22 protein-coding genes and 1 pseudogene are annotated in these 20132 nt (G+C 69.0%); 12 read left to right on the top strand and 11 right to left on the bottom strand.

Annotated elements, in window-relative coordinates; genetic code table 11:
• Positions 1 to 3: 3 nt before the first annotated feature.
• Genes AC3WLE_RS15160 through AC3WLE_RS15145 form a run of 4 tightly spaced genes read right to left on the bottom strand, consistent with a single transcriptional unit; the run spans position 4 to position 4101 of the window.
• On the bottom strand, positions 4 to 603 hold the full coding sequence (locus AC3WLE_RS15160) for a LolA-related protein (protein ID WP_492319590.1): 600 nt from the start codon (positions 601 to 603) through the stop codon (positions 4 to 6).
• 24 nt (positions 604 to 627) lie between these two features.
• The gene (locus tag AC3WLE_RS15155) at positions 628 to 1602 is read right to left on the bottom strand and encodes a lysophospholipid acyltransferase family protein (RefSeq protein ID WP_492352187.1); all 975 of its coding nucleotides are present in this window, start codon (positions 1600 to 1602) and stop codon (positions 628 to 630) included.
• Entirely contained in the window at positions 1596 to 3317 is a 1722-nt protein-coding gene (locus AC3WLE_RS15150; protein ID WP_492352188.1) for an AMP-binding protein, read from the bottom strand. Before AC3WLE_RS15150 ends, AC3WLE_RS15155 begins: the two co-directional genes overlap by 7 nt.
• Positions 3318 to 3366: 49 nt before the next feature.
• Positions 3367 to 4101: a COG4648 family protein gene (locus AC3WLE_RS15145; RefSeq protein WP_492319593.1), complete on the bottom strand. Its 735-nt coding sequence runs from the start codon at positions 4099 to 4101 to the stop codon at positions 3367 to 3369.
• Between the two features lie 267 nt (positions 4102 to 4368).
• On the opposite strand from AC3WLE_RS15145, the gene AC3WLE_RS15140 reads away from it, so the two are divergent.
• A complete protein-coding gene (locus AC3WLE_RS15140; RefSeq protein WP_010810163.1) occupies positions 4369 to 4629 on the top strand; it encodes a phosphopantetheine-binding protein in 261 nt (86 codons plus the stop codon).
• Positions 4630 to 4686: 57 nt separating this feature from the next.
• On the top strand, positions 4687 to 5541 hold the full coding sequence (locus AC3WLE_RS15135; RefSeq protein ID WP_492319594.1) for a glycosyltransferase family 2 protein: 855 nt from the start codon (positions 4687 to 4689) through the stop codon (positions 5539 to 5541).
• Positions 5542 to 5613: 72 nt separating this feature from the next.
• Here the strand turns inward: AC3WLE_RS15135 and AC3WLE_RS15130 are convergent, their stop codons facing one another.
• Together AC3WLE_RS15130 and AC3WLE_RS15125 are read right to left on the bottom strand one after the other, a co-directional pair.
• Positions 5614 to 5790: a glycine zipper 2TM domain-containing protein gene (locus AC3WLE_RS15130; RefSeq protein ID WP_010810161.1), complete on the bottom strand. Its 177-nt coding sequence runs from the start codon at positions 5788 to 5790 to the stop codon at positions 5614 to 5616.
• 143 nt (positions 5791 to 5933) lie between these two features.
• On the bottom strand, positions 5934 to 6812 hold the full coding sequence (locus tag AC3WLE_RS15125) for an NAD(P)-dependent oxidoreductase (protein ID WP_492319595.1): 879 nt from the start codon (positions 6810 to 6812) through the stop codon (positions 5934 to 5936).
• 301 nt (positions 6813 to 7113) lie between these two features.
• Here AC3WLE_RS15125 and AC3WLE_RS15120 point away from each other — a divergent pair, with 301 nt between their 5' ends.
• The 3 genes from AC3WLE_RS15120 (at position 7114) to AC3WLE_RS15110 (ending at position 9047) form a co-directional block, all read left to right on the top strand.
• Positions 7114 to 7365 carry a helix-turn-helix domain-containing protein gene (locus AC3WLE_RS15120; RefSeq protein WP_492319596.1) on the top strand — a complete coding sequence of 84 codons (252 nt, stop codon included), beginning with the start codon at positions 7114 to 7116 and terminating at the stop codon, positions 7363 to 7365.
• Between the two features lie 2 nt (positions 7366 to 7367).
• Complete coding sequence (locus AC3WLE_RS15115; RefSeq protein WP_492356015.1) at positions 7368 to 8723, top strand: type II toxin-antitoxin system HipA family toxin; 1356 nt, start codon at positions 7368 to 7370, stop codon at positions 8721 to 8723.
• A 153-nt stretch (positions 8724 to 8876) separates the two neighbouring features.
• Positions 8877 to 9047 (top strand): hypothetical protein, encoded by a 171-nt coding sequence (locus tag AC3WLE_RS15110; RefSeq protein ID WP_010810157.1) that lies wholly within the window; start codon positions 8877 to 8879, stop codon positions 9045 to 9047.
• A 44-nt stretch (positions 9048 to 9091) separates the two neighbouring features.
• Here the strand turns inward: AC3WLE_RS15110 and AC3WLE_RS15105 are convergent, their stop codons facing one another.
• Positions 9092 to 10027 carry a LysR family transcriptional regulator gene (locus AC3WLE_RS15105; RefSeq protein ID WP_011617376.1) on the bottom strand — a complete coding sequence of 312 codons (936 nt, stop codon included), beginning with the start codon at positions 10025 to 10027 and terminating at the stop codon, positions 9092 to 9094.
• Between the two features lie 190 nt (positions 10028 to 10217).
• Here AC3WLE_RS15105 and AC3WLE_RS15100 point away from each other — a divergent pair, with 190 nt between their 5' ends.
• Both AC3WLE_RS15100 and AC3WLE_RS15095 read left to right on the top strand, forming a co-directional pair.
• A complete protein-coding gene (locus AC3WLE_RS15100; RefSeq protein ID WP_492356016.1) occupies positions 10218 to 11186 on the top strand; it encodes a 3-hydroxyacyl-CoA dehydrogenase family protein in 969 nt (322 codons plus the stop codon).
• Positions 11183 to 12061 carry a beta-keto acid cleavage family enzyme gene (locus AC3WLE_RS15095; protein WP_492356017.1) on the top strand — a complete coding sequence of 293 codons (879 nt, stop codon included), beginning with the start codon at positions 11183 to 11185 and terminating at the stop codon, positions 12059 to 12061. The genes AC3WLE_RS15100 and AC3WLE_RS15095 overlap by 4 nt, the downstream gene beginning before the upstream one ends.
• A gap of 22 nt (positions 12062 to 12083) precedes the next feature.
• Here the strand turns inward: AC3WLE_RS15095 and AC3WLE_RS15090 are convergent, their stop codons facing one another.
• Positions 12084 to 12356 (bottom strand): hydroxyquinol 1,2-dioxygenase, encoded by a 273-nt coding sequence (locus tag AC3WLE_RS15090; RefSeq protein WP_492319601.1) that lies wholly within the window; start codon positions 12354 to 12356, stop codon positions 12084 to 12086.
• 273 nt (positions 12357 to 12629) lie between these two features.
• Between AC3WLE_RS15090 and AC3WLE_RS15085 the strand changes: the two genes are divergently transcribed.
• Entirely contained in the window at positions 12630 to 12950 is a 321-nt protein-coding gene (locus AC3WLE_RS15085) for an H-NS family nucleoid-associated regulatory protein (protein ID WP_010810152.1), read from the top strand.
• Between the two features lie 99 nt (positions 12951 to 13049).
• On the opposite strand, the gene AC3WLE_RS15080 is transcribed toward AC3WLE_RS15085, so the two are convergent.
• The gene (locus tag AC3WLE_RS15080; RefSeq protein ID WP_492356018.1) at positions 13050 to 13493 is read right to left on the bottom strand and encodes a hypothetical protein; all 444 of its coding nucleotides are present in this window, start codon (positions 13491 to 13493) and stop codon (positions 13050 to 13052) included.
• A gap of 190 nt (positions 13494 to 13683) precedes the next feature.
• Between AC3WLE_RS15080 and AC3WLE_RS15075 the strand changes: the two genes are divergently transcribed.
• The 4 genes from AC3WLE_RS15075 to AC3WLE_RS15060 all read left to right on the top strand — a co-directional run bounded on the left by AC3WLE_RS15075 (position 13684) and on the right by AC3WLE_RS15060 (position 18820).
• Complete coding sequence (locus AC3WLE_RS15075; protein ID WP_035826418.1) at positions 13684 to 14373, top strand: heavy metal response regulator transcription factor; 690 nt, start codon at positions 13684 to 13686, stop codon at positions 14371 to 14373.
• Positions 14370 to 15827 (top strand): heavy metal sensor histidine kinase, encoded by a 1458-nt coding sequence (locus tag AC3WLE_RS15070; protein ID WP_492356019.1) that lies wholly within the window; start codon positions 14370 to 14372, stop codon positions 15825 to 15827. The genes AC3WLE_RS15075 and AC3WLE_RS15070 overlap by 4 nt, the downstream gene beginning before the upstream one ends.
• A 102-nt stretch (positions 15828 to 15929) precedes the next feature.
• Complete coding sequence (locus AC3WLE_RS15065) at positions 15930 to 16340, top strand: VOC family protein (RefSeq protein ID WP_013953282.1); 411 nt, start codon at positions 15930 to 15932, stop codon at positions 16338 to 16340.
• A 104-nt stretch (positions 16341 to 16444) separates the two neighbouring features.
• The gene (locus tag AC3WLE_RS15060; protein ID WP_492356020.1) at positions 16445 to 18820 is read left to right on the top strand and encodes a heavy metal translocating P-type ATPase; all 2376 of its coding nucleotides are present in this window, start codon (positions 16445 to 16447) and stop codon (positions 18818 to 18820) included.
• 106 nt (positions 18821 to 18926) lie between these two features.
• On the opposite strand, the gene AC3WLE_RS15055 is transcribed toward AC3WLE_RS15060, so the two are convergent.
• Both AC3WLE_RS15055 and AC3WLE_RS15050 read right to left on the bottom strand, forming a co-directional pair.
• Entirely contained in the window at positions 18927 to 19823 is an 897-nt protein-coding gene (locus tag AC3WLE_RS15055) for a polysaccharide deacetylase family protein (protein ID WP_492319606.1), read from the bottom strand.
• A 13-nt stretch (positions 19824 to 19836) separates the two neighbouring features.
• Positions 19837 to 20132: pseudogene (locus AC3WLE_RS15050) on the bottom strand (bifunctional UDP-4-keto-pentose/UDP-xylose synthase); the annotation flags it as partial.

Below are 20132 nucleotides of genomic sequence, written 5' to 3'. Positions count from 1 at the left end.
CGCTCATGGGCGGCCGGCAGGTCGGATCTTCATCACCGAGCGGTCGCCGTCGGCCTGCCGGATTTCGACGCGGTCGAGCGCATCCTGGCTCCCGTCGATGCGCACCTGGCTGACCACCGCGGCCATGCGCGAGTCCGCCGGGGTCAGCGTCAGCGTCCAGCGGCTGGCGCGGCCTTCCAGGCCGAGCTTGTAGTAGCGCTCAAGTGTCTGGCGGTTGCCTGCCAGCGTGCCGCGGATGCTCTCGATAAAGGCGGCTAGCTCGGGGTAGTTCTGCAGCGGCATGGTGTAGCGCTTGCCGTTGCGCTCGACCGTCAGCATGTCGCCGTCGAGCACCAGGTTCTCGGCCTTGGGCGACAGTGTGCGCTTCTCCAGGTGGTCGGGCGCCGTGAACAGCAGTTCGCCGGTCGACTGCACCGGCTTGTCGACTATCGCCATGTACTTGGTCTCGGTGAACAGCACGCGCCCTGACTTGCGTTGCGCCAGGGTGGACATCAGCTGGTCGACGCCAAATGTGGCGGCGCCGGACGGCGTGGCCAGCGCAAGCATGGCGCTGGCCAGCAGCATCGACAGCAGGAAGCGGAAAGGGCGTCTGGAAAGGGGCATCAGGGGCTGCTCAGGGCTCGCGGGTCATGGCTCGTTGCCCGGCGGCGGCTGTTCAGACAGCGGCGGGCCGGCGTGCCAGAAATCGTAGAAGTTGAACCAGTTGTACGGGGCGCTGCGGCAGAACTGCTCTAGCAAACGCACGTATTCCGTCAGCGCGGTCTGCACGGCTGCCTCGCGCTGGCCGCGTGCGGTTCCGGTGAAGTCGGCCAGCGGCACGAAGTGCACATCGTAGCGGTTGCCGCCGCGGTACAGGCCGGTGATGAAGAACACCGGCCGGCGCAGCATCGCCGCCATGCGCAGCGGGCCGGTCGGAAGGCCGGTCGGCGTGCCGAGGAAGCTGCACTGCTGCACCGGGTCGGTGGCGCGCTGCGACAGCGTGCGGTCGGCCAGCATGCCGATCATGTAGCCGCGGTCAAGGTAGTCGCGCACCCGCAGCATGGTGTCGAAGCGGCCCAGCGCGATCACGTCCTGGCGCATCGCCGGGTTGATCGACTGCAGTACATCGTTGAGCTTGTGCGCGTTTTCCTCGTACATGGTGATCGCGACTTCCATGTCCGGGTGCCGCCGCCCGAGCGCGCGCACCACCTCGAAGCTGCCCAGGTGCGCACCCAGCAGGATTGCGCCGCGGCCGCGCGCCATCGCGGCTTCCAGCTGCTCTTCTCCGTGCAGGCGGATATCGAACAGGTCGAAGCGGCCGTTGAGCAGGTAGATGCGGTCATGGATGGTCGAGGCGAAGGTGAACACATGCCGGTAGCCATCGACCCAGTTGGCCTCGCGCCCGAGGGCGCGGTCCATGTAGGCGCGCGAGGCATGGCGTGCCGCCGGCGCGAACAGCATGAAGTACGCCGCAATCCCCCGCAGCACCACGCGCCCGACGGGGCGGCCCAGTGCCAGCGAGATCCACGTCATGACGCGCAGCAGCGTGATGCTGCCGCGCTCCTGGCGGCGCGACCATTCGGATTCCAGCGGCGACTGCCGCTTCCACAGCCAGCTCAGCATGCCGATGCCCCCGCTTGCGGCGCGGCGCCGCGCACCTGCAGCGTGCCGCTGGCGACATCGCGACCGGCGCTGCGCAGCGTGAAGCGGATACTCTCGCCGCCATCGGCCGCTGCGTCGGCCTGGTGGAGGATCTCAACGCGCTCGCCCGGGATCACGGGGCTCAGGAATTTGATGGTGCCGGCCTCGGTGACGGCAAGGCGGCGGCCCATTGCAGCGCCGAGTGCCAGCACCGCGTGGTCCAGCAGCACCACCCCCGGCACGATCGGATGGCCGGGAAAGTGGCCGGCGATGGCCGGGTGATCGGCGTCGATGACAAAGCCGGGCCTTGCCACGCTATCGCCGTGGTGCGCCCCGGCAAGCCTTGCGACCAGCGCCGCCAGGGCTTCGCGCGGCAGCTTGCCGGCGGCATTGCGCGGCAGGCTGTCGGCAAAGAGCAGCGGGCGTGGCAGGAAGGCCGGGTCGATGCGCGCGCGCAGCGCCTGCTGCAGCTGCGCCGGTGCAACGCCTGGCGCCACTGCCACCGCCACCAGCCGCACCACGTGGCCATGCGTGTCGCCTTCGTGCGCATCATCGGGCATGAAGAACGCACCGTCGCGCACGCCGTCGATGGCCGTGAGCTGGTGGTTCAGGTAAGCCAGCGAGGTGCGCTTGCCGGCGATATTCAGCATGTCGGCCTTGCGGCCATGGAGCAGGAAGTGGCCGGCATCCAGCGGCGCGATGGCGTCGCCCAGCGGCACCGGCTGCTCGATATGGCCGCCTTCGGCCCAGGTCTCGGTGTCGGCGCCGCCGGCGCCCTGGCGTGCCTGCAGCCGCACGCCCGGCACCAGTGTCCAGGCATCGGCCTGCGCGGTGCGGCGCGTGGCGATCTGGCCGGTCTCGGTGCTGCCGTAGATCTCGCACAGCGGAGCGCCGAACAGGGCTTCGGTCTCGCCCGCCAGCTGGCGGCCAAGCGGGGCGGTCGCGCACAGCACCAGGTCTGCCGGCGGCATCGCCATGCCCGACTGCACCAGCGTGCGCAGGTGCACGGGCGAGCTGACCAGCGCACGCGGGGCCGGCACCGAGGCGAGGGCATCGCGCACGTCGGCAGGATAGAAGGCCGGGGCCGCCACCAGGGCCGCGCGGCCCTGCAGCACCAGCATGACCGTGGCCTCCAGCCCGAACATATGCTGCGGCGGCACCGTGCCCACCACGGTCCAGGCACGCCCGTCCAGCAGGCCTAGCCGCTGTGCCGCGGCCTGCGCGCACCGGGCCATCGCGCCCCAGGTCTTGCGGTGCGGCACCGGCGTGCCGGTCGAGCCTGACGTGAACACGTACGCCATGACCTGGGTCGCGGCAATCCGCGGGATCTTGACCGGCCCGTCCGTGGCCGCGCCGCGCAGGCCGTCGTGATAGTGGAAGGCGGGCATGGCGAATGCCGCGTCAGGCTGGTCGTGCAGGCAGAAAGCGTCCGGGGCAAAGTCGGCCAGCTGGCGCACCATCTCCGGCGTATGCGATGGCGGCAGCAGGGTGGCCTTGCCCGCCAGCAGCGCGGCGCACAGGCCGACGGTGAAGTGGTAGCGGTCGGTGCAGGCGTTGAATACGTGCCTGCCTGCCGGCAGCGCATCGGCCAGGCCGGACGCATCTGCCAGGAACTGGCGCACGCTGACGGGCCGTCCGTGCGCCCAGGCGATGATGTCTTCGGGCGAGGCATGCGCGACGATGGGGAGCATGGTCATGGGGCTGAGCCTGTGCCTGTTGCCAGTGTAGGGGCCGGTTTGCGGCGCGTCAGCGCGGCAAACCGGGCCGGTCCGCACGGGCAGCCATGACTGCGCGATAGCCATGCACCGCGTCCAGCAGGCCGCCGTGGGCCATGCCCGGGAAGGCAACGCGGCGGCACACGGCTTCGCCCACGAACATCAGCGCGATCAGCAGCGGCGTGGCCAGGTTGGCGAAGCTGGACCAGGTCGCCACCGGCGCGAGCACGAACAGCAGCGTCGATACACCTGCCATCGCGGCAAAGAACAGCGTCCAGGCCTGGGTCACGCGCAGCGTGTAGCGCAGGTGCGCGGGGGGCAGCTGGCCATGGATTGCCGTCGCGATCTGCGTGCACAGTGGCGTGCGGCCGGGACGCAGGCTCAGCGCGAACATCACGCCCAGCGCGGCATTGATGCCGGCGTGCTGCAGGAAATAGGTCCAGCCGAAATGCGCGGCCAGCGGAATGCGCCAGATCCATATGGCGGCGCAGGCGGCCAGCAAGGCCGCCATTGCGGGCAGGCGCCCCCAGGTGCGGAGGCAGGCAAGGAAGCCGATCAGCACGAACGGCGCCGCCCCGAGCCACAGCGCGGCGACTTCGGCACCCGGCTGGTGTGCCGCATGGTGCAGGGCGGATTCGTAGGCGACAAAGGCGGCCACCGCGGCAATCCAGCCATGGCGCCGGCCTGCCGGCATGGCATCCTGCCGCACAGGCGTGGCCGGCGCGGCAGGCGTGGAGGGGCGGTCGAATTGCTGGCTCGATGGCATCTGCGAGGGTATATTGTGTGTAGCGTAAGCCGCTTGGCGCACAGCGTTGCCGGAAATGACGCCGCATGGTGCGCGAAGCGAACGCTTTATACCCCAAAAGACCGGCCCGACGTGGTGATGATTCCCAAAAGCGCCGCCTTTGTTGTTACTAAACTTCTCTCAACTGGCTGGGATTTACCCCTTTTGATAGCATCGGTTGCCCTGCCATGCGGCCTGGACAACCTTGCCCGGACCCATGCCGCAGCGGCATTCCAGCCACCTAGCGACATGACCGAACTCGAAACCGAACTTGCCCGCCTGATCATCGACGAACTCGAAATTGCCGAGCTTCGGCTGGAGGACATCAACGCCGCCACGCCGCTCTATGGCGAAGGCTTCGGGCTGGATTCCATCGATATCCTCGAGATCGCACTGCTGGTGTCGCGCAAGTACGGGGTCGAACTGCGTTCGGACAACCCCGACAACAAGACCATCTTTGCCTCGCTGGGCAGCCTGGCCAACTACCTGGCGGAACACCGCACGCGTTAGTCCGGCACGCCGCACCCACCCTTTCGCCCTTTCCCAAAGCCAGGACCGGAGCACGACATGCCGCAGCAAGCCATGCCCGGGCCCGCACTGGTAGCCGGCGGCAGCGCCTGCCCCATGGGTGGCGCCGAGCCGTCCGCCACGCACCTGGTGCTGATCCCCAGCTATAACCCCGGCGTGCGCCTGCATGAGGTGCTGCGCGCGGCGCGCGCCGCCTGGACACCGGTCTGGGTGGTCGTGGACGGCAGCACCGATGGCAGCGACCAGTGGCTGCTGGCGCAGGCGGCCACCGATCCCGGGCTGCGCGTACTGGTGCTGCCGCACAACCAGGGCAAGGGCACCGCGGTGCTGCATGGCATCGACGCTGCCGCCGCGGCTGGCTTCACGCATGTGCTGGTGATGGATTCGGACGGGCAGCATCCCGCGCACCTGATTGCGCAGTTCATGGCGATATCGCAGCGCAACCCGGGCGCCATGGTGCTGGGCCGGCCCGTCTTCGACGCCAGCGCGCCGCGCGAGCGGGTCTACTGGCGGCGCATGTCCAACTTCTGGGCGGATGTCGAGACGCTGTGGGCGGGCATCGGGGATTCCCTGTACGGCTTTCGCGTCTACCCGATCGCGCCGCTGCGCGCCGTCATGCGCGAGAGCCGCTGGATGCGGCGCTTCGACTTCGACCCGGAAGTGGCGGTGCGCCTGTGCTGGCGCGGCGTGCGCCCCATCAATGCCGATGCCCCGGTGCGCTACTTCGGCCAGCGCGAGGGTGGGGTGTCGCACTTCCGCTATCTGCGCGACAACCTGCTGCTGACCGGCATGCACTTGCGGCTGCTGGCCGGCTTCGTGCTGCGGCTGCCTGTCCTGGTGTGGCAGCGGCTGCGGCGGGCGACCGGCGACGCGTCGTGCCGGCCGAAAGCCTGAACCCCGCAAAGCAAGCAGAAAGGCCGCGCGAAGCGGCCTTTCTGCTTGTTGGGCCCAGGGGCCAGGGTTTGCTTACTTGCCCAGTTCGTGACCAATCACGCCGCCCACCACGGCACCGCCGATGGTCCCGGCGGCACTGCCGTCAGTCAGCTCGTGTCCGGCCACGCCGCCGGCCACCGCGCCCGCCGCCGTACAGCCGGCCAGCGCCATGCTTGCGCTTACCAGAAGTGCACCTGCGAGTTTCCACATGATGGTCTCCTGCATCGTTGGCGGGCCAGTTGCAGGCAACCGGCCCCATGTGTCCAGCTTAGGCCCATGCCGGGCAGGGGCCTCTCCGAGACACGCCGATTGCGCTGTAGGAATCGGACGACGCAGGTGGCGCAGCGGTGGCGTCAGGCGTCGCCGGCGTGCTGGCGCAGGCGCTTGATCAGCGAAGAAGTGTCGGCGCGGCCGCAGCCCATCTGCTGGAGGTCGGCATAGAACTGGTCGACCAGCGCCGTCACCGGCAGGCCGGCACCGTTGTGGCGCGCCTCATCCAGGCACAGGCCCAGGTCCTTGCGCATCCAGTCCACCGCGAAGCCGAAGTCGAACTTGTTGTCGATCATGGTGGGGCCGCGGTTCTCGAGCTGCCATGAGCCGGCCGCGCCCTTGCTGATGACGTCCAGCACCAGGCGCATGTCCAGCCCGGCGCGCTCGCCAAAGGCGATGGCCTCGGACAGGCCCTGGATCAGCCCGGCGATGCTGATCTGGTTGACCATCTTGGCCAGTTGCCCGGCGCCGGATTCGCCGATGCGCGTGACGGCGCGTGCGTAGGCGGCAATGACCGGTTCGGCGCGCGCATAGGCGTCGGCATCGCCGCCACACATGATGGTCAGGATGCCTTTCTCCGCGCCGACTTCGCCGCCGGAGACCGGGCCGTCGACAAAGTGCAGGCCGTGCTCGCGCGCGGCAACGTGGAGTTCGCGCGCCACGTTGGCGCTGGCGGTGGTGTGGTCCACGAAGATGCAGCCGCTGGGCGCGCTGAAGAAGGCGCCGTCTTGCCCGGTCAGCACCGCGCGCAGGTCGTCGTCATTGCCCACGCAGGAGCAGACCACCTGCGCATCGCGCACGGCCTGTGCCGGCGTGGGCGCCGCTTTGCCGCCGAACTTCCCGACCCAGGCCTGCGCCTTGGCGGCGGTGCGGTTGTACACGGTGACCTCGTGGCCTTTGGTGGCGAGGTGGCCGGCCATGTGGAAACCCATGACGCCCAGTCCGAGAAATGCGACACGCATGCTGCTGCTCCGTTGCTTGTATGTGTTTGTGATCGGTGAGGCGCGGGCCCGTTTGCGTGTGCCACGCCAGGGTCCTGCGCCGGCGGGACGGCTGGGCCGCCTCCGGCCCCAGAGTATACGGGGGCGCCGGGACTGGGGACAGATACAGAGCCCGGCACGATACTGCGTTACAGAATGCCGCTTCGGGCACATATAGTCATGACATGGTTAAAATAAAAATACCTATGAAATGGGTATTTGAAAAATACCCATGTTGTCGCTAAAATAGAAATACCTATCATATTGGTATTCCATCGGCGCGATGAAGCAAATCGTCTCCACTCCCTGGCAGCTTGGCCAGATCCTGCAGGCAGGGCGCAAGGCGGCCGGCCTGAACCAGACCGAGGCCGCCGCGCGGCTGAATATCAGCCAGAGCCGGATGTCGCACATGGAACTGAATCCCGACACCATCAGCGTCGACCAGTTGCTGGCGCTGGTTGGCGCGCTCGGGCTGGAGTTGGTGGTTCAGGACCGGGCCACGGGAGCCGCCGAGGTGTCCGAGGTGGCGTGGTAATCATGGCCGCACGCAGGTCACGTACGCCGGCGCTGTCGGTCTGGGCCAACGGGCAGCGCGTGGGCACCTGGCGCCAGCCGACCGGTACCGGGACGGAACTGGAATACGGCGAGGACTGGATCCGCTCTGACGCCGGGCGGCCCCTGTCTCTGTCGCTCGGGTATGGCCTGGGCAACCGGCGCGTGCTGCGTGGCGATGCCGTGCGCAACTACTTCGACAACCTGTTGCCGGACAGCGAGGCCATCCGGCGCCGGTTGGCGCTGCGCTTCCAGACCGGCTCGGTAGAAGCCTTCGAGCTGCTCGCCGCCATCGGCCGCGATTGCGTGGGGGCGGTGCAGATCCTGGGCGAAGACGAAGCGCCTGCGGGAATCGACCGGATCGAAGGCGAACCGCTATCGGACGAGCAGATCGAGCGCTGGCTGGAGGATATTGTCGCCACCCCCGCGCTTGGGCGGCATGAGCACGACGACGACTTCCGCATCTCCATCGCCGGCGCGCAGGAGAAGACTGCGCTGCTGCGCCATGACGGCCAATGGCTGCGGCCGCATGGCGCCACCCCGACCACACATATTTTCAAGCTGCCACTGGGCCTGGTGGGCAACCGCAGGGCCGACCTGAGCACGTCGGTGGAAAACGAATGGCTGTGCCTGAAGATCCTTGCCGCCTATGGCTTGCCCGTGGCCGATTGCGAGATGCTGACGTTCGGCCGCCGCAAGGTGCTGAGCGTCACGCGTTTCGACCGCCAGCCCCATCCGTCGGGCAATTGGCTGCTGCGACTGCTGCAGGAAGATTTCTGCCAGGTGTTCGGCCTCAGCCCGCTGCAGAAATACGAGGCCGATGGCGGGCCCGGCATGATCGAGATTGCAACGGTGCTGCGCAACTCAGTGGCCCAGGCCGATGATCTGCAGACGCTGCTGGCGGCGCAGTTGCTGTTCTGGCTGCTGGCGGCACCGGACGGGCACGCCAAGAACTTCAGCATCCGCCTGCTGGCCGGCGGGCGCTACCGCATGACGCCGCTGTACGACGTGATGTCGATCTGGCCGGTGGTGGGCCAGGGCGCCAACCAGTTCTCCTGGCACAAGGCCAAGCTGGCCATGGCGGTCGCCGGCCGCAGCCGGCACTACGGCCTGCGCGATATCCAGCGCCGCCATTTCAATGCGATGGCACCGCGCTGTTTCCTGGGTGCCGATGCCGAGGCGCTGATCGGGCGCATCATCGCGCGGACCCCGGCGGTGATCGCCGAAGTCGGCGCAGCACTGCCCGCGGGTTTTCCGCAGAAGGTGGCGGACACGATCCTGGAGGGTCTGCGGGCATCGGTGCAGCGGCTGGCAGAGATGCCGGCGCAGGTGGAGGAGTGAGCCCCGGAGAGGCTTTGCCGCCGGAGCTGTCCGCCGCGCACAACACCACAAGGTCAGAACCCGCCTACGCCAGCTTCCGCCCTTGTCCTATCCCTTGCGCCTCGCGCGCTGCCTACATTGAAGCCAGGTTGCACCACCGCAAGGAGCCGACTCATGTCATTCGCACTATACATTATCGGCCTGTTGGTCCTGGTTGCCGGCGTTGCCTGGGGCATGGAAACGGCTGGCCTCGCGCCCGTCTATATCGGTATTGCCTGCCTGATCGTGCTTGGCATCGGCATCATGGCGGCGGTCTCGCGAACCCGTACCAAGGATCCCTCCTGAGGGTTGCGGGCCTGGCGCCGTGCCGGGCCCGCCCTTCTACTAGTTCACCGGGCCGTCGTGTCCACCGTATCCTGGACGGGCGGACTCGCCAGCTGCGCGCGCACCGCCGCCGCCAGTTCGGCAGCCGCCGGCGACAGGCTGCGGTTGCGCGAGGTCACCAGCCCGATCGAGCGCTCGGTCACCGGCGCGGTCAGCAGGCGCTCGACAATGCCGGGCTGGCGCACCGTGCCGGCCGCGATCTCTGGCAGCGCGGCCACGCCGAAGCCGCATTCGACCATGGCCGCGATGGTGGCCAGGCGCTCGGCCTCGAACACCGGCTGGAAGCGGATGCGGTTCTGCAGGAAGGCCCATTCCGCGTACTGGCGCACGCTGCTTGGGTGCGTCATCGACACATGCGGCGCGCTGGCGGTATCGGCCCAGCGCAGCGGCCCGGGGCTGCGCGCGAGCGGGTGCGCCGACGGGATCAGCAGCACGAAGCGGTCCGACAGCAGCGGCTCATATTGCAGGTCAGCCTGTTGCGGGTCGGCCGCCGTCAGCGCGAAATCCACGTCGCCGGCGCGCACCAGGTCGAACGCCGGGCCCGAGAGGGTATCGAACACCTTCAGCGCCACCTCCGGGCGCGCCTGGTGATAGGCCATCAGCACGCGCGGCAGCATGCGCGCCGCCAGCGAGGGCAGGGCCGCCACCGCCACCTGGCCGCGCTCGGCGCTGGCAATGCCGGTCACGGCGTCGATGGCGCCGCGGAACGCCGCCTGCAGCAGCGCGGCCTGCTGCATGAAGACCTGGCCGGCCGCGGTCAGGCGCACGTTGCGGGTGGTGCGGTCGAACAGGCGCACGCCGAGGGATTCCTCGATGCGCAGGATCTGCGTGGACAGGGCGGATTGCGACACGTGCAACTGGCTGGCGGCCTGGCGGAAGTTGAGCGTGCGGCCAAGCACCAGCGTGGTTTCGATGTCGCGCATCGACAGGTTGATTTTCATCTGCGGCAGCGGGCCGGCGGCGTCCGCCGGCCGAATCACACGATTGATCTGATTTGTGGATCATTCTATCCATAGAATCGACTTCTTCAATCAAAGCAAGTTCTCTACACTGCCGGGATTCGATGCCCCGCCATCAGGAATTGACGCGATGGCGAGTGCACGTCACGTCGCATCCCCCCTGGGAGAGCCTATGCCGAACCCGACCGCCCCGGTCATCCTGAGCCGCCCCGGCGCCGCGCATGCGGTGGTGGTGGGAGGCGGCACCATGGGCGCCGATGTTGCCGTGGTGCTGACCCGCGCGCTGTGCCGCACCACCGTGGTCGAGCCAGATCCGGGTCGCGCCGGCGCGCTGCCCGGGCGCGTGCGCGGCAACCTGGCCGCGATCGGCCGTGAACAAGGCGCGGAGCGCCTGGCGGTGGCTGCGGCGCTGGATACGGTGGACTGGTCCACCGTGGACCTGGTGATCGAGTGCATCCCGGAACAGCTGGACCTGAAGCAGGCGCTCTTTGCCGAGCTGGTGCGGCGCGCGCGGCCCGATACGGTGCTGGCCAGCAACAGCTCCAGCTTGCCGATCAGCGCCATCGGCGCCGGACTCGACTCGCGTGCACGCATGCTCGGCCTGCACTTCTTCATGCCGGCGCACCTGGTGCCGCTGGTAGAAGTGGTGATGGGCGATGACAGCGACGAGGCCTGTGCCGACGCTCTGATCGCCTTCATGCGCCGCTGCGCGATGGTGCCGGTCAAGGTGCGCAAGGACCTGCCGGGCTTTCTTGCCAACCGGCTGCAGCATGCGCTGTCGCGCGAGGCCTTCAGCCTGATCGACCGCGGCATTGCCTCGCCCGAGGATGTCGATGCGGCGGTGCGCTTCGGCTTTGGCTTTCGCTTCCTCGCGGCCGGGCCGGTGCTGCAGCGTGACCACGCGGGCATCGACGTGCACGCGGCCGCCGGCGCCACCATGTACCCGACCTTCTGCAACGACGACCATCCGGCGCGCTGCCTGTCCGAGCGCGCCGCCGACGGCCGCCACGGCATGAAGCGCGGCGAAGGCTTCTACCAGTGGACCCCCGAAACCATTGCCGCCGAGCGCGCACGCTATGACAGCCTGCTGCGCGCCGGCCTGGCGCTGATCGCGCCTGAACTGCCCGAGATCGAGCCATGACCCAGAGCCCTTCCCAAGCCCTAGCCGCGGCCCGCGTGCCGCTGGCCGATGCGCCGCTGATCGTCACCGTGGCGCCCAACGGCGCCTACAAGCGCGCCAGCGACCATCCGGCGGTGCCGTTGACCGCCGCGGCACTGGCCGCTGAAGCGCGCGCCTGCCTGGATGCCGGCGCGGCCATGATGCACATGCATGTGCGCGATGCCGAGGGCCGCCACTCGCTCGACGTGCAGGCCTACCGCGACGCGCTGGCCGCGGTGAAGCAGGCCGTGGGCGAATCGTTGCTGGTGCAGGTGACGAGCGAGGCCGCGGGCGTCTACCAGGCCGCGGAGCAGATGGCGATGGTGCGTGAGCTGCGGCCCGAAGCCGTTTCGGTGGGCCTGCGCGAAGTCGCCGTGCCGGACATCCCGGACAGCGAACTGGCGGCGTTCTTGGCCTGGCTGGCGCGTGAGCGCGTGATGACGCAGGTGATCCTGTATGACGTGGCCGATGTGCGGCGCTGGCAGTCGATGCGCGAGCGCGGCATGGTGCCGCCGGGCGCATGGTCGGTGCTGTACGTGCTGGGACGCTATGCCGCCGGGCAGGTGTCGTCGCCGCACGACCTGCTGCCGTTCCTGCAGGCCGCGGGCGAGTCCGGCGACGCGTTGCCGTGGGCGATCTGCGCCTTCGGCCGCGAAGAGAATGCCTGCGTGACCGCGGCCGCCGCCTTTGGCGGCCATGTGCGGGTGGGATTCGAGAACAACCTGCTGCTGCGCGACGGCAGCCGCGCACCCGGCAACCATGCGCTGGTGGCGCAGGCGGTGCAAGGCGGCCTGACGCTGGGCCGGCCGATTGCCGACGCCGCCGATGCGCGCCGCATCTACGGCTTGGTGCGCTGAGGCGCTGCCCGACCGGCTACCGTCACGCGCCGTCGCTGAAGCTGTCGCGCGGGCCGTTGGGGTTGTGCGCGCCGTCGGTAAAGGTGCTGCGCGGGCCCGTTGCGGCGTTCGCACCGTCCGTGAACGCGCTGCGGTCGATGAGGCTGCGGGCGCCGTCGCTGAACGGGCTGCGGGTGCCGGTGGCGCTGTGCGCCCCGTCGCTGAACGGATCGACGTTGCGCGGTGCAGCCTGCGCAGTGCCGACCACGGCTGCAATAAGGGCGGTGGCCACAAAGACTTGCCTGAGTGCTTGCATGAGTCGCTTCTCCGTAAGGGTGCCGGCCCGAAATGGGCGGCGGTGAAGCAAGTCTAGGCAGCGCGTGCCCACACGAGCATGACCGGCACATGACATTGCTGTCACTCGGCAGCGGACGAGCGCGGCAAGCGCACGGCAATTGGCCGCGCGCCCACGACGGAAACGCAGCAGCGCCGGGCAAAGGCTGTAGAATCACGGCTATCCGACCGGCCTGCGGTTCCATCGCCGGTTTTTCATTGCCCGCGGAAATGCAGCGGGCCTCTCACGAGAGTCATGTCCGAGTCTGATTCAGCCAAACTCGCTGCGGTGGCGTGGATCCGCGAGCAAATGGACCGTCATGCCCTGACGTTCGACGATCTTGTCGCCGCCGGGTGCTTTGATCATGTTGCCATCGATGCCGGGCCTGAGCCGGCGCCTGACGCCGCGCCAGCCGTGGCCCAGCTTATCCCGCAGGCCGCCCCCAAGGCTGCCGCTGCACGCCCGCTATACCGCAATGCGCTCGGCCAGAGCTGGGACGGGCAGGGCGAGTATCCGGACTGGCTGCAGCGGGCCGTGAACGCCGGGCAGTCGATCGAATTCTTCCGCGTCGAATAAGACGCGCAGGCGCGACAATCCGCCGCGCCTTGCCGGCGCCAGGGGTATTCCGCAAAACAGAAGGGAAGCGATGCGGGCGCTGTGCCCGCTACGACGCGCTCAGCAGCGTGCGGGCAGCAGGCGTTCCAGCGGCTGGGTGCCGGTGAACACCGCCGGCGTGGCCATTGGCGCCGCGTGCGCCCAATGCACCAGCACCTCCGCAGGCAGTTCGCGCAGCACGCCGGACCCGGCCGATGGCTGCGTCTCCAGCGGCGTGGCGCCGTGGTCGGTCGCCTGCGGCGCATCGGCATCGTGCAGCTGCAGCGGATGGCCGCTGCCGGAAGGCTCGGCCATCACCTGGACCGCGCTGCCGCGGCAGGTGCCCGGGCCGGTGCCGTCCAGCGCCGCTTCCGCCTCCATTTTTGCGGCCGCATGCCGTTCCGGCAGCGACAGCCCGGCTGCCTGTACCGCGCTGCATACCGTGGCCGTTGCCGCCGCGGCGCCGGAGACGGGCAGCGCAAGCATGGCGAGGGACAGCAGCAGGTAATTCGGCAGGCGTTTCATCGGGGGGCAGAATGGGGCAAGGGTGGCGCAAACCGGCATCACGCCGGGGGGATCGCGCATTTTACCGGGGTTTTCGCCTGCATTGCCCTGGCATGGCGATGACATTTGTGAAATCTTTGCCCATTGGCGCTCATCCTCGGCTAGCGTTACGCCATGGCGGCGCTGGTGCCGCCCGGAAAGTGATCGAATCATGCGTATCCTGATTGTCGAGGACGAACCCAAGGCGGGCGACTACCTGCACAAGGGCCTGACCGAATCCGGCTTCGTGGTGGACCTGGCGCGCGACGGCGCGGACGGCCTGGCCCATGCGCGCGAGCATCCCTATGACCTGATCGTGCTGGACGTGATGCTGCCCGGCCTGGATGGCTGGCAGGTGCTGCGCGAGCTGCGCCGCGAGCGCGATACCCCGGTGCTGTTCCTGACCGCGCGCGACGAGCTGTCCGACCGCCTCAAGGGGCTGGAGCTCGGCGCCGACGACTATATGGTCAAGCCCTTTGCCTTTGCCGAGCTGGTGCTGCGCATCCGCACCATCCTGCGGCGCGGCCCGCTGCGCGAGAGCGAATTCATCGAAGTGGCCGACCTGCAGATCGACGCCATCCGCCGCCGCGTGGTGCGCGCCGGCCAGAAGATCGACCTGACCTCCAAGGAGTTCGCACTGCTCTACCTGCTGGCGCGCCGGCGCGGCGAGGTGCTGTCGCGCTCGCTGATCGCCTCGCAGGTGTGGGACGTCAATTTCGACAGCAATACCAATGTGGTCGATGTCTCGATCCGGCGCCTGCGCGCCAAGGTGGACGATCCCTTCCCGCGCAAGCTGATCCACACGCGGCGCGGCATGGGCTACGTGCTGGACGACAGCGAGGACCGGGACCAGGACGCATGATGCGGCTGCCGTCTTCGCTGACCACGCGGCTGGCGCTGGCGTACGGGCTGGCCACGGCCGTGATTCTCGCCAGTGTGGCGGCCTACCTGTCCGGGGCGCTGTCGGCGCAGCTGGAGGGGCGCGATGAAAGCGAGCTGGTCGGCGAGGTGCTGCTGGTGCGCCACCTGCTGCGCGAGGTGCGCAGCGAGGCCGAGATCCGCGCCGACACCCACCGCTTTGCCGATATTGCGATGGGCCACGAGGGGCTGATCCTGGTGGTGCGCTCACGCCAGGGCGAGCCGCTGGTCACGCTCAATCCGCGCAATGAATCGGTGCCGCCGCTGCGCGTGCTGCCCGCCACCACGCAGCCAGAGAAGAGCATGTTGCAGACCTGGTACCCCAAGAACGGCGTGCCCTCGCGCGGCATTGCGGCGTTGGGCCAGCTGGGGGATTCGGACAAGGCCGTGGAGATCGTGGTGCTGCGCGATGCCGGCCACCGCGTGGCGCTGATCCGCGACTACCGCCACCAGGTGCTGTGGGCCACGCTGTGCGGCGCTGCCGTGGCGGCGGGGCTGGGCTTCGTGCTGGCGCGGCGCGGGCTGCGGCCGCTGCGGCGCATGGCCGCCGATGCCGCCGCGGTCACCACCAGCCGCCTTGCCACGCGGCTTGACGTGGGCAGCGCGCCGGCCGAGCTGCGCGAGCTGGCGGCGGCCCTCAACGACATGCTGGCGCGGCTGCAGGACAGTTTCTCGCGGCTGTCCGAGTTCTCGGCGGACCTGGCGCATGATTTCCGCACGCCGATCAGCAACCTGATCGGCCAGACCCAGGTCACGCTGGCGCAGAGCCGCGGCGTGGCCGAGTATGAGGCGCTGCTCGAATCCAACCTGGAAGAGTACGAGCGCCTGGCGCGCATGATCGAGAACATGCTGTTCCTGGCGCGCGCCGACCATGCGCAGGTGGCGCTGGGCATCCGCACGCTGGACGCGCGCGAAGAACTGGACAAGATGGCCGAGTACTTCGAGGCCGTGGCCGCCGACCGCGAGGTCGCGCTGACGGTGACCGGTATGGCAATGGTGCAGGCCGACCAGACGCTGCTGCGCCGCGCGGTCACTAACCTGCTCGACAATGCGCTGCGCCATGCGCCGGCCGGCAGCACGGTGCGGCTCGACGTGGAGCGCGCCCCGGCCCCGGCCAGCGGCACCACCTGCATCCGCGTGACCAATGCCGGGCAGGCGATTCCGCCCGAGACCCTGCCGCATATCTTCGGGCGCTTCTACCGGGCCGATCCGTCGCGCCGCAACTCGGCGGCGTCGACCGGGCTGGGGCTGGCCATCGTCGACACCATCATGCGGCTGCATGGCGGCAGCGTGACGGTGCGCAGCGTTGAAGGCGAAACGATGTTCTCGCTGCAATTTCCCGCCGAGGCATTGGCCACTGCCGCGCCGCCCGCGCCGGCCCCCGCCGCGGTCTCCTGAATCCGGCCGGGCGCTTGCACCGGGCCGGCACGCGCGCATAATGGCGCGCGGGCGAACAGCCAATGCCATGCAGCCCGATCGACCATTCACAAGGAGAGCGATATGCAGGTGCAACCCTATCTGGATTTTGGCGGCCGTTTCGACGAGGCCGTGGCCTTCTACGGCAAGGTGCTGGGCGCGCAGGTCACGTTCGCGATGCGCTACAAGGATGCCCCGCCGAGCCCCGGCATGGAGGTTCCCGATGACTGGAAGGACAAGGTGATGCACGCCAATATCCAGTTCGGCGAGAACCAGGTGATGGCGTCCGACGGCCGGCGCGGCGAGCGCCCGGCGTTCAGCGGCTTCAGCCTGTCGGTGGGGGCGGTCAGCAAGGACGAGGGCCAGCGCATCTTCGACGGCCTGAGTGAAGGCGGCCAGGTGGTGGTGCCGTACCAGAAGACCTTCTGGGCCGAAGGCTTCGGCATGCTGGTGGACCGCTTCGGCATGTCCTGGATGGTCAACTGCGAGCACTGACGTGCCGCTGCGGCATGGTGCGCAGTCGCTGCCATGCCGCTTGACTCTGTAGTCGCTACAGGGTCTTCAATGTCATCAGGTTAAACCAGCGGGAACAACAAGATATGGCTCGCACGTCACCTGAGGACGCACTCCCTCAAGATCACGCTGCCCACGCGCATGATGGCGCCGCCCACCGGCATGGCGGGCATGATCACGACCATCACTACGACCACGATCATGATCATCATGGGCATGGCCATGCCGAGGCCCGGCAGGCACCGGCGGCTTCCGCCTGCTGCGGCGGCGGCTGCTCGTCCACGGTTGCGCTGACGCCCGCCGCACCGGTCGACATCCCCGCCGGCGCGCAGACCGCTGCGTGGCGCATCGACGCGATGGACTGCCCGACCGAGGAAACGCTGATCCGCAACAAGCTGGGCGGCATGGCCGGCGTGGCGGCGCTGGAGTTCAACCTGATCCAGCGGGTGCTGACGGTGCATCACACCTTGCCGTCGGCGGAGCCGGTGGCCAGGGCGATCGAGAGCCTGGGCATGCAGCCGGTGCCGCTGAGCATTGAGGCCGCGCAGCAAGTCTTGCCGCAAACCACGGCAAGCAAGCCCTGGTGGCCGCTGGCGCTGGCCGGCGTGGCCGCCTTGGGTGCCGAAGCTGCGGAGTGGCTGGGCCTGGGCTTGCCGTGGCTGCCCGCCGTGCTGGCGCTGGCGGCGGTGGCGCTGGGCGGGCTGACCACCTACCGCAAGGGCTGGATCGCGCTGCGCAATGGCAACCTGAACATCAATGCGCTGATGAGCATTGCCGTCACCGGCGCACTGCTGTTGCGCCAGTGGCCGGAAGCGGCCATGGTGATGGTGCTGTTCGCACTGGCCGAGCGCATCGAGGCAGCCTCGCTGGACCGGGCGCGCAATGCGATCCGCGGCTTGATGGCGATGGCGCCGGAACAGGCCACGGTGCAGCGCGCCGATGGCAGCTGGGAGACCGTGCCTGCCGCCGGCGTCGCCGTGGGCGCGCTGGTGCGGCTGCGGCCGGGCGAGCGCGTCGCGCTCGACGGCAAGGTCGTGCGCGGCCAATCGGCGCTGGACCAGGCGCCCATCACCGGCGAAAGCGTGCCGGTCGACAAGGCCGAGGGCGATGCGCTGTTCGCCGGCTCGATCAACCAGTCCGGCGAGCTGGAGTACACCGTGACGGCGCCCGCCAGCGATTCCACGCTGGCCCGCATCATCCACGCGGTGGAGGCCGCGCAGGGCAGCCGAGCGCCCACGCAGCGCTTTGTCGACCAGTTCGCGCGCATCTACACGCCCACGGTGTTCGCGATTGCGCTGGCGGTCGCGGTGGTGCCGCCGCTGGCCATGGGCGGCGCCTGGGTCGACTGGATCTACAAGGCGCTGGTGCTGCTGGTGATCGCTTGCCCCTGCGCGCTGGTGATCTCCACGCCGGTGACCATCGTCAGCGGGCTGGCCGCGGCCGCGCGCCGCGGCATCCTGGTCAAGGGCGGGGTGTACCTGGAGCAGGGCCGGCACCTGGCCTGGGTGGCGCTGGACAAGACCGGCACGATCACGCACGGCAAGCCCGCGCAGACCAACCATGCGCTGCTGGCCGAGGACGCGCCGCAGGCGCACGCCATTGCCGCCAGCCTGGCGGCGCGCTCGGACCACCCGGTCTCGCGCGCGGTGGCCACGGCGGCCGCGGCCGACGGGATCGGCACGCTGCCGGTGGACGACTTCGAGGCGCTGGCGGGGCGCGGCACGCGCGGCAAGGTGCAGGGCGTGGCGTACTGCCTGGGCAACCACCGCCTGGTGCATGAGATGGGCGCCTGCTCGCCGGCGCTGGAGGCGCGGCTCGAAGCGCTGGAGCGCGAGGGCAAGACCGTGGTGCTGCTGGCGCGCGTCGACGGCCACGGCGCCGCCACGGCGCTGGCGCTGTTCGCGGTGGCGGATACCGTGCGCGACACCAGCCGGCAGGCGATTGCCGAGCTGCATGAACTGGGCGTCAGGACACTGATGCTGTCGGGCGACAATCCACACACGGCGCAAGCCATTGCGGCGCAGGTCGGCATCGATGAGGCGCGCGGCAACCAGTTGCCGCAGGACAAGGCCGACGGCATCGCGGCGCTTGCCGGCGCCGCCCACGCGCGCGGCGGCCGCATCGGCATGGTGGGCGACGGCATCAACGACGCACCGGCGCTGGCGCGTGCCGATATCGGCTTCGCCATGGGCGCAGCCGGCACCGACACCGCAATCGAGACCGCCGACGTGGCGCTGATGGACGATGACCTGCGCAAGATCCCGGCCTTTGTGCGCCTGTCGCGCCGCACCTCAAGCATCCTCACGCAGAACATCGCGCTGGCGCTCGGCATCAAGGCCGTGTTCCTGGTGCTGACGGTGCTGGGGATGGGGACGATGTGGATGGCGGTGTTCGCCGATATGGGAGCGAGCCTGCTGGTGGTGTTCAACGGGCTGCGGGTGGGGGCGGAGCGGCGGGCCTAGTTAGGCTACTGCGCCACGAAAACCTACTCTGTTTGCTCCCTCTCCCGCTTGCGGGAGAGGGAGCGCGCAATCGGCAATTGTGATATTCAGCAGTCGAAATGACTCATCAGCCCTGCGGCTGCACGATCAACTCCCCACTGCGCCCCGGGATCTCTCCCCACGTTACCGGCAACTCCGGCAATCCCTGCCGATCCAGCCCGCGATACCACGTCGCCATCGACACCAGTTCGTGCCCCTGCGCACGCCATCCGGCCAGCAGCCGCTCGAACACCGGCGCCAGCTTGCCGCCTTCCAGCTCGGTATGCAGCGTGAAGACATGGTCGCGCGTGCCTTCGGTCAGCTTCAGCAGCGCGGTGTGGACGTTGTCTTCGGTCAGGTCGTCGGTGCCGATCAGTTCATCCAGCGTCGGCAGCGTGGTTGGCATCTGCACGTGCCGGCAGGGCACGCCGTCGATGGTCGGAACATAAGGCGCGGTGCCGCGTCCATCCGACGCGTACGCCATGCCCCAGTCATCGATCTGGCGGAATGCATCCTCGTTCATCTGCCAGCCGGCTGCGCCGTGCGTGGCCGGCGCTTCGCCGAAGATCTCGGTGTAGCGCGCGAACGCCTGCTGCATCTGCCGGCGCGTCCAGGCAGCATCGCGCTCGCGCACGTTGTCCTGCCAGTAGACGTGGTCCCAGGTGTGGATGCCGCACTCATGGCCGGCAGCGCGCGCCGCGCGCATCTCGGCGGCCCCCTTGCGGCCGATGTCCGGCCCCGGCAGCAGCACGCCATACATCAGCGTGCGCAGGCCATAGTTGGACACCACCGAGGTGCGCGACACCTTCTTCAGGAAGCCGGGCCGGAATACGCGCCGCAGCGCCCAGCCGGTATGGTCGGGGCCGAGGCTGAACAGGAAGGTTGCCTGCGCCTGCGCAGCCGCCAGCATCGACAGCAGCTTCGGCACGCCTTCGCGCGTGCCGCGCAGCGTGTCGACGTCGACCTTCAGGGCAATGCGTGCCATTTGCGTTGCGCGCTCAGTTGGCCGAATCGACCAGCGTGCGGGCCTCGACCACCTTGCCGCGGTACGCCTCGAAGATGCGGCGCAGCGCCGCTTCCATGCTGATCCCGGGCTTCCAGCCCAGCTCTTCGATGGTGTTGTCGATCTTCGGCACGCGGTGCTGCACGTCCTGGTAGCCTTTGCCGTAGAAGTCGCCCGAGGAGGTCTCGATGATCTGCGTCTTGCGCGCTTCCTGCGCGTATTCCGGGTAGTCGGCTGCCATCTTCAGCATCATCTCGGCCAGTTCGCGCACCGAGTGGATATTGCCCGGGT

This window comes from Cupriavidus sp. FW306-1B-F12B (genome assembly GCF_058781795.1).
Note: the sequence above shows the minus strand (reverse complement) of the source record. Positions and strands in the feature narration are given on the sequence as shown.